This window comes from Ruminococcus sp. OM06-36AC (genome assembly GCF_003438725.1).
GTDB lineage: Bacteria > Bacillota > Clostridia > Oscillospirales > Ruminococcaceae > Ruminococcus_C > Ruminococcus_C callidus.
This window is the reverse complement of record NZ_QSTT01000037.1, coordinates 262-9040: the sequence shown is the minus strand read 5'-3', so window position 1 is coordinate 9040 and position 8779 is coordinate 262. Positions and strand designations below refer to the sequence as shown.

The window sequence follows — 8779 nt, the reverse complement described above, 5'->3', positions numbered from 1 at the left end:
TCAGCATTTTGCTGGGTGGTTTTGTTTGTAGGTGGAGATTATGCGGTGTTGCTATAAAAAATCTTATTGTAAACGATAAGGAAAATTCTGCTGATTGGTCGATTAACGAAAAATTTGAAAATGGTGCGTTTTTATTCGGCGACCGTGACGTTACTGCAATAGATGTTCCGGCAAATCTTATAGGAGCAGAATTTGTAAAAACTGCCTGCGATTCAAAAATGTTTGCCGAAGATCTGGGCACGTTTACAGCAGGGGATGATATTACCATTTACATAGCAGTCGATAATCGCGTTGTTCCGATAATTCCTGAATGGCTAAAGAATTGGACTAAGACTGACGATGTGCTTACAGCTACAGGCAACCTGACGTTTACGATTTTTAAAAATAATTTTAAGTCAGGAGAAGAAGTTACACTTGGTACAAACGGTGGTACTGGCGATAACGCTAACTATGTTGTATTTGCAAAGAATATGGAAACAGTTTTAAACGGCAAGCTTATTAAAAATCTTCAGGTATTCGACAGCGAAAATGCGGCGGATTGGTCGATCTACAATAATACGGGAGTAGGCTCTGTATTATTTGGTGATAGAGATATTACGTTTACAAGCTTCCCTGAAAATCTTGTTGGTGCCGAAACCGTAAGGACTGCCTGCGATTCAAAGCTTGTTACAACCGATTTGGGCGTTTTCACAGCAGGAGCTGATATTACTCTTTATGTAGCAATGGATTCACGCGTTACAAATCCTGTACCAAATTGGCTCAATGACTGGAAAAATACCGGAGTCACAATGTTAATTTCAAATGATCTTACATATATTCTTTATAAGCAGAATTTTAAGTCAGGCGAAAAAGTTATAATGGGTACAAACAGCGGTTCAGGTGCTTCGGCAAATTACATTTTTATGGCTGTTCCTCAGGAGAAAGTTATTAAGAGTGACATTAATTTGGACGGAGTGATTGATGCTTTTGATATGTGTTTGGCAAGAAAAGGCGTAATAGATGGTTTCACGAATACACTCTCGCAGGATGCAGCCGATGTGGATGAAAATGGCATAGTAGATATAAATGATCTCAAGCAGATTCAAGATTATATTTTAGCAAGAATCAAAAGCTTTAAAAAGGCATAAGTTTTAAATTCCTGGATCCTTGCACTGTTAAATTATTTAAGGATTATTCATAATGTCATCTTTGCTAATGTATAGAGTTAAAATTTACTCAAAGTCTGCACCAGTAGATATAAGAAAAGGTTTCAGATTGTCTGCTGTCTTTGCTTATTTTTGCGATAGTACATTGCATAAGAGTGTTTCAATATGAGACATTTGATATTTTGAATTGAGTCATAATGATTGACTGGAATTTGTTGTAAGATAATCTAACAATTCTTTCAGCTATCATAATTTCTTTTGTATAAGGGACAAATTAGTAAAACAGCCGTATCTGATTTTAGTGGAACAGATGCGGTTGTTTTTCATTGTACAATAAACGATTCTGCGAAACGATCTGCATAGGAATCTAACAAAGGAGCCATTGATTGCTTAGGATATAATTCAACGGATATTATTGATACGCCAATTAACTCTTGAACAATTCAATGAAAAGTGATGTAATAGAAGCATGGAAGAAGAACTGAGTGCGAATGCACAAAAAATAACAGCGGAAATGCAATATGAAATCCGAAAAACGATAGTGCGAATGCTGAAAAAAGGCATGAAGGGCAATGAAATTGCAAAAATCCTTGACGTGAGCAAAGGACACGTTTCAAATGTCAAAAAAGCATATGCAGAAAATGGAATCAAAGGCATTAAACCCAAACATCAAGGTCGTTGTGTCGGAGAAAAAAGAATTTTATCAGCAGATCAAGAGAAGGAGATCCAAAAAATCATAATTGATAAAAATCCGGATCAGCTTCGCCTGAAGGGATGTATGTGGACAAGAAATAACATTCGAGATCTCATCAAAGAGAAATACGGAATCGTGATTAAAGTATATACCTTTTTCAGGTCAGCCATAAGTGCCTTGATATCCTTGTATGAGACGTATTTGCTGGAATTTCTCAGCTGATGGATTATGCAGTTCTGAATATCGGTCTTAGGAAAAACTGCTTCTATTGCCTGGGAGAAGCCTGTAAGGTTATCAGTGCAGGCAATGAGGATATCCTCAACGCCTCTGTTACGCAGGCTGTTCAGCACTCACACCCAGAATTTGGCACTTTCATTTTCGCATACCCACATACCGAGAACGTCTTTCCTGCCGTCCATATTAACGCCTATCGCTATGTACACAGCCTTCTTGATGATCTGTCCTTCGCTGCGGACATGATAGTGTATCGCGTCCATAAATACGACCGCATAAACGCTCTCCAGCGGTCTCTGCTGCCATTCTTTTGCTTCAGGCAGTATCTTGCGGCTGACCGTAGAATCCGACACGCTCAGACCGTAAATATCACGGATATGATCTGCGATATCGAATGTTGACATTCCCTTTGCGTACATGGAAATGATTTTATTTTCCATGTCCTGCGAAATACTCATCTGATTTTTCCTGATAAGCTGAGGCTCAAAATCACCATTTCTGTCACGTGGAATATCAATTTCAACCTTGCCCATGCTTGTTCTGAGCGACTTTTTGCTGTGACCGTTGCGGCTGTTGTCAATAGTTTTATTCTTTACGTTATAAGGCTCGTAGCCCAGTTCCTCATCGAGCTCGGCTTCAAGACTGCCCTCCATGAACTCAGCGATCGTTTCCTTGAACAGCTCCTGTATGTCGTCCATGCTCTGCACATTTGCCGTTGAAAGCAGCTCGCCGATTAGTGCTCGTCTTGCCTGTTGCTCAGGCGTTCCTCTTTTTCTTCTTGCCATAATTAAAACCTCCATTGTAGTGCTCTTTTATTATACACTACTTTGGAGGTTCACACAAGGTTTGGGATAGAGTCCGAGTTTTGTTTTTTACTCTCTGAGATTTTCTTCCAGTTTTACTTTTCGATATTCTTTTGGTGACATACCAATGTATTTATGAAACAGTCTGCTGAAATAAAGCGAATTGGTGTATCCAACCATATTTGCAATTTCAGTAATGGTGTAGTCCGTATTTTCTAACAAACTTTGTGCGTTGGAGATTCGCAGCTTTAAGATATATTGCAGCGGACTGGAACCTGTGATATCTTTAAAGCACTGAATAAACCAACAGTTGCTAAGCCCTCTGGATTCGGAGTACTCCTCAATGCTGATTTCTGTGTTGTAATTTTTACGAAAATAGTGCATCGCAAAAGCAACTTCTTTTTCACTGGTGCTGCTGAATTTCTTTGCACTCATGATTGCACGGCTTATCAAAACAAAAATATTTCGCAGCTGCAAAGAAATCAATTCATCATACCGTGGTCTGCAAAGCTGCAATTCCTGAATCATCTGACCAAATAACCACTGATAATCGGGAGATGTTCCGATATAGAGAATATTATTTTGCAGGTTGATATTGTAATACTTTAAAATTTCTTCTACTTCATTTCCGGTAAAATGTACCCAATAAACATCGGTTTGATCTGCACGATAATAAACATATTCCTGTGGTTGATCCGGCAAATATACAATAATATTTCCGGCTGAAACCGTTTTTTCTTCTCCATGAATGAAAAAATGTCCTTTTCCGGAGGCAATATATAAAAGCTGATAATCTTTTCTTCCCTTCGGACGATGTGTTACTACTTCAGAACGATTTTTCACACGATAATTTCCACAGCTTGTTACAATCAAAGGTTTCGTATTATCCACTACAGTAGATGTAGAGTTGTTCAAATAGGCAACATTCATAAACATAAAAAGCACCTCCTTGCTTCTATAACTATAGTATATCACACCTGAGCACTGATTACAAGAAAAAGCCTAAACTTTGTGCATATATTTTATAACTTTGTGTATTTTTTAAGCCGTTTTGTGTGGTATAATAGAATTAAGAAATGAGAGGAAAGAATTAAAAAAGACGTCTTTCATTGTAATTCCATGTTGAATTTAATAAAAATTCTTTATACTAAAAAATAATCATCTATTCTGACGATGGCATTATTTCGTTTTTGCAAGATGAAAAGCAGTTCGTATCATTCATTATGGAAAAATTCTGTCCATGTGGGCATACAAACAATGAAAGGAGCTCTATTATGAGCAAAGAAAAAACATACTTAAAGTGGTATAACAAAGTCGGTTATGGTTCCGGCGATGTTGCAGGGAACGTTGTCTATGCATTGCTGACATCATTCGTAATGATCTATCTTACCGACACGATTGGATTAAACGCAGGTGTTATTGGCGTTCTCATTGCTGTATCGAAGATTTTTGATGGAATAACAGACATCATTTTTGGTACGTTGATTGATAAGACACATACGAAAATGGGCAAGGCAAAACCGTGGATGCTTTATGGTTTTATCGGCTGTGCAATTACCTTGATTGGTGTATTTGCAATCCCGATGAACATGGATAATTTTGCTCAGTACGCATGGTTCTTTATCTGCTACACACTTCTTAACAGTGTATTTTATACGGCAAACAACATCGCATATTCTGCTCTGACCGCTCTTGTTACAAAGAACAGCAAGGAAAGAGTTCAGATGGGTTCTTATCGCTTTATCTTCGCATTTGGAACAAGCCTCCTGATTCAGGCTGTTACATTCCAATTTGTTGAAGCAATGGGCGGTGGTGCAAATGGCTGGAGAACAGTCGCAATTATTTATGCGGTTATCGGTCTTATTGTAAATACAATTTCCGCTCTTTCTGTAAAGGAACTTTCTGATGAGGAACTTGCAGACAGTGAAACAAAAACAGAAGAAACCAAATACAGTTTTGGAGAAGCATTCAAAATTCTCGTACACAACAAATATTATATGATGATCACAGTAACCTATATTTTGCAGCAGTTCTATGGTGCGATGATCGGTGTTGGAACATACTATGCAAAATATGTTCTCGCAAATGAGAATATGTTCGGCACGTTTGCGTGGTTTATCAATATTCCTTTGATTATCGCCTTGATCTTCACTCCTACCATCGTACAAAAATGGAACGGCATGTATAAGCTGAACAAATACAGCTACATGGTAGCAACAGTTGGCAGACTTCTGGTAGCAGTTGCCGGATACATGGGAAACATTCCGCTGATGCTTGCATTTACAGCACTTGCAGCACTCGGTCAAGGTCCATGGCAAGGTGATATGAATGCAGTCATCGCATCATGCTCTGAATATAGCTGGCTTACCAAACACAAGCACGTTGATGGAATCATGTACTCCTGCACATCACTTGGTGTAAAAATTGGTGGTGGACTTGGAACAGCAATTGTCGGTCTTTTGCTCGACCTTAGCGGATTCAAGGGCACTTTGACAGTACAGCCTGATTCTGCTATCAATATGCTTCACATTATGTATCTGATCGTTCCGTTTGCACTGGATCTGATCATCACATTTATTCTTTCTAAGATGAATGTTGAAAGGGCAAATGCGGAAATCAAAGAAAAACTTGGAATATCCGAAAATGAAGTTGTGATGGAATCACAGAACTAAAATGGAGGGAACAATATGAAACATACACTCGACTGGCTGACCAATCCGGAAGTGTTTGCAGTCAGCAGAATCGCCGCACATTCCGACCACAGAATCTATGCGAACCATTTGGAAGCCGATGCAGACAATTCCTCTCTGATTCAGAATCTGAACGGCACCTGGAAATTTGCGTGGGCAAAGAATCCGTCTGAATGGCAGCAAAAGTTCTATGAAGAAAGCGACAGCACTGACAATTTTGACAACATTCAGGTTCCGGGACACATGGAATTGCAGGGATACGGCAAACCGCAGTACGTCAACACCATTTATCCTTGGGAGGGACAGGAGCATCTCCGTCCTCCGTTTATCTCTGAAAAGGACAACCCTGTCGGCAGCTACGTCAGATATTTTGACTTGAACGATGCTCTGAAAAATAAGCGTGTATTTATTTCTTTTCAGGGTGTGGAAACTGCTATGTATGTCTGGCTGAACGGCGAATTTATCGGCTACAGCGAAGATTCTTTTACACCGTCTGAATTTGAACTGACACCATATATCCGTGAAAAGGGCAACAAACTTGCTGTCGCAGTGTTCAAGAGAAGTTCTGCCAGCTGGCTGGAAGATCAGGATTTCTGGAGATTCTCCGGCATTTTCCGTGACGTATTCCTTTATGCGGCACCGTCTGCCCATGTTCGTGATATGAAAGTGATTGCAGATTATGACGGCACAAATGGTATCTTCTCTGCAACGCTGGATATTGTGGGCAAGTGTTCTGTGAAATCGATCTTGACAGATGAAAATGGAACGGTCATTGCAGAATCCAATGAAAAGGAATCTGTAAACTGGACAATTGAAAATAGCAAGCCTTGGAGTGCCGAAATACCGAATCTCTATACGTTTACAGTGATTCTGACAGACGAAGACGGAAATGAAATCGAGGTCAGCAGAACCAAAGTCGGATTCCGCCGATTTGAACTGAAAAACGGAATCATGTGTTTAAACGGAAAACGTATCATTTTCAAGGGCATCAATCGACACGAATTTGATGCGAAAACAGGCAGAGCAATCACAAAGGAAGATATGCTGTTTGACATCCAGTTCATGAAGAAAAACAATATCAATGCAGTTCGTACCTGTCATTATCCGAACAATTCTCTTTGGTATCAGCTTTGTGATGCATACGGCATTTATCTGATTGATGAAACCAATCTGGAAACACACGGTACATGGCAGAAGCTTGGTGCAACAGATCCGTCTTGGAATGTACCGGGTTCACTTCCGGAATGGAAAGAAGCTGTACTGGACAGAGCGAAATCGATGTATGAACGTGACAAGAATCACGCAAGTGTTCTCATCTGGTCTTGCGGAAACGAATCCTACTGCGGAGAAGATATTGCTGCAATGTCGGAATATTTCAGAAGCGTAGACCCGACAAGACTGGTGCACTATGAGGGCGTTACAAGAGTTCCGAATCATCAGTATGATTTCATCACGGATATGGAAAGCCGTATGTACGCAAAACCGCAGGAAGTGGAAGAATACCTGAAACAGAATAACGGCAGACCGTATATCAGCTGTGAGTATATGCACGCTATGGGCAATTCTCTTGGCGGTTTGAGCCTTTACACGGACCTTGAGGACAAATATGAGGCTTATCAGGGTGGTTTCATCTGGGACTACATCGATCAGGCAATCGAAACCAAAAATGACGATGGGAAAACAGTTCTGGCTTATGGCGGAGATTTTGAGGACAGACCAAGCGATTACGGATTCTGCACCAATGGTGTGATTTATGCTGACAGAACCTACTCTCCAAAGGTTCAGGAAATGAAGGCTCTTTACTCCAACATCAGAATGTCTATTCAAAACGGAATGCTTACCGTAGAAAACCGAAATCTCTTTGCAGATACAAATAACTTGTCCTTTGTTGTACGATTGGAAAAGAACGGCGTTGTTCTGAAATCCGATACATTTTCTCTGAATGTTCCTGCCGGAGAAAGCAAGACACTGAAATTGACACTTCACAAAATAGACAGTGCAGGAGAATATGTTTATCATGTTTCCGCCGTTACCGCAGATCAGACACTATGGGCAGATGCAGGGCACGAAATCGCTTTTGCACAGGAAGTGTTTGAAGTAAAAGATAATCAGATTCCGGAAACCACATTGCAAAAGCCAACGATTGTATACGGCGATGTTACCATTGGTGTTCACGGAGAAAACTTCTCCATGATGTTCGACAAAAAAGAGGGCGGCATTAGTTCTCTGAAATACAATGATTTTGAATATATCACACGCACACCAAAGGTCAGCTTCTGGAGAGCAATGACGGACAATGACACCGGTGCTTCCGAGCCGTACAATCTTGCACAGTGGTATACCGCAGGCAAATTTGCAAAGTATAAAACCGTTTCATGGCTGGAACAGGAAGATGCTTTGAAAATCACATTCACATATCAGGCTGCCTGCATTCCGACTTTTGAGTTTACTGTAACCTATACCGCACACTTTGACGGAAAGCTGGGCGTAAGTGTAAATTATGCAGGAGTAAGCGGAATGTCCGATATGCCAGTTCTTGCATTGGACTTCAAGATGAAAAAGCAGCTTTGCAATTTCCGGTATTACGGACTCGGTCCTGATGAAAATTACAGCGACCGATGCAAAGGGGCAAGACTGGGATTGTGGAAATCTACAGCAAAAGAAAATCTTTCCGGTTATCTCAATCCGCAGGAATGCGGCAACCGTACCGGTGTAAGAACGCTCTCTGTCCATGATGATATGCAGCATGGTCTGACGTTCCAAAAGGCATCTGCTCCGTTTGAAATGAGCGTACTGCCATACAGTGCCTATGAACTCGAAAATGCAATGCATCTGGATGAACTTCCAAGTGTTCGCTACACATGGGTCAGAATCGCTGCAAAGCAAATGGGTGTCGGCGGCGATGATTCCTGGGGTGCACCGGTGCATGAGGCGTACAGAATCCATGCAGATCAGCCGATGAAATTGGAATTTATCATTACACCGTTTGAGGCGTGATCTGAAAACATAGGAGTTACAAAGACTAAAGAAACGTTGCATGAAGCCCACCTGACGGCTTTATGCAGCGTTTTTTCGTTTGCGAAATTCCAATCCGGCAAAGCTATAGGGCTGCACTGCTTATTTTTTCTGAAATTTGACAAACTAAGAAATCCATTGTATAATATTATTTAGTGTTTCCTTAGGGCAATACCGCACAAAGAGCGTCTGGGGACT

General features: G+C 40.6%; 5 protein-coding genes and 1 pseudogene. 4 read left to right on the top strand and 2 right to left on the bottom strand.

All coding sequences use genetic code 11. The features are described from left to right. Both DXB92_RS13850 and DXB92_RS12585 read left to right on the top strand, forming a co-directional pair. On the top strand, window positions 1–1127 hold a 1127-nt coding region (locus DXB92_RS13850), incomplete at its 5' end, for a dockerin type I repeat-containing protein (RefSeq protein ID WP_207658604.1). A 487-nt stretch (window positions 1128–1614) separates the two neighbouring features. Next, window positions 1615–2061, top strand: a complete 447-nt coding sequence (locus DXB92_RS12585) for a helix-turn-helix domain-containing protein (protein ID WP_117734146.1) — start codon at window positions 1615–1617, stop codon at window positions 2059–2061. On the opposite strand, the pseudogene DXB92_RS12580 reads toward DXB92_RS12585, so the two are convergent. Beyond that, window positions 1983–2858, bottom strand: a pseudogene (locus DXB92_RS12580) (IS256 family transposase); the annotation flags it as partial. The gene DXB92_RS12585 and the pseudogene DXB92_RS12580 sit on opposite strands and share 79 nt — an antisense overlap. Window positions 2859–2945: 87 nt before the next feature. Beyond that, the gene (locus tag DXB92_RS12575; protein ID WP_117734145.1) at window positions 2946–3812 is read right to left on the bottom strand and encodes an AraC family transcriptional regulator; all 867 of its coding nucleotides are present in this window, start codon (window positions 3810–3812) and stop codon (window positions 2946–2948) included. Window positions 3813–4150: 338 nt separating this feature from the next. On the opposite strand from DXB92_RS12575, the gene DXB92_RS12570 reads away from it, so the two are divergent. Both DXB92_RS12570 and DXB92_RS12565 read left to right on the top strand, forming a co-directional pair. Further along, complete coding sequence (locus DXB92_RS12570) at window positions 4151–5548, top strand: MFS transporter (RefSeq protein WP_117734144.1); 1398 nt, start codon at window positions 4151–4153, stop codon at window positions 5546–5548. A gap of 15 nt (window positions 5549–5563) precedes the next feature. Further along, complete coding sequence (locus DXB92_RS12565) at window positions 5564–8563, top strand: glycoside hydrolase family 2 TIM barrel-domain containing protein (RefSeq protein ID WP_117734143.1); 3000 nt, start codon at window positions 5564–5566, stop codon at window positions 8561–8563. Window positions 8564–8779 lie beyond the last annotated feature (216 nt).

Excerpts from the sequence above, each read along its gene's own strand:
- DXB92_RS12585 (WP_117734146.1), top strand. The coding sequence starts at position 1,615 with ATGGAAGAAGAACTGAGTGCGAATGCACAAAAAATAACAGCGGAAATG.
- DXB92_RS12575 (WP_117734145.1), bottom strand. The coding sequence starts at position 3,812 with ATGTTTATGAATGTTGCCTATTTGAACAACTCTACATCTACTGTAGTG.
- DXB92_RS12565 (WP_117734143.1), top strand. The coding sequence starts at position 5,564 with ATGAAACATACACTCGACTGGCTGACCAATCCGGAAGTGTTTGCAGTC.
- DXB92_RS12570 (WP_117734144.1), top strand. The coding sequence starts at position 4,151 with ATGAGCAAAGAAAAAACATACTTAAAGTGGTATAACAAAGTCGGTTAT.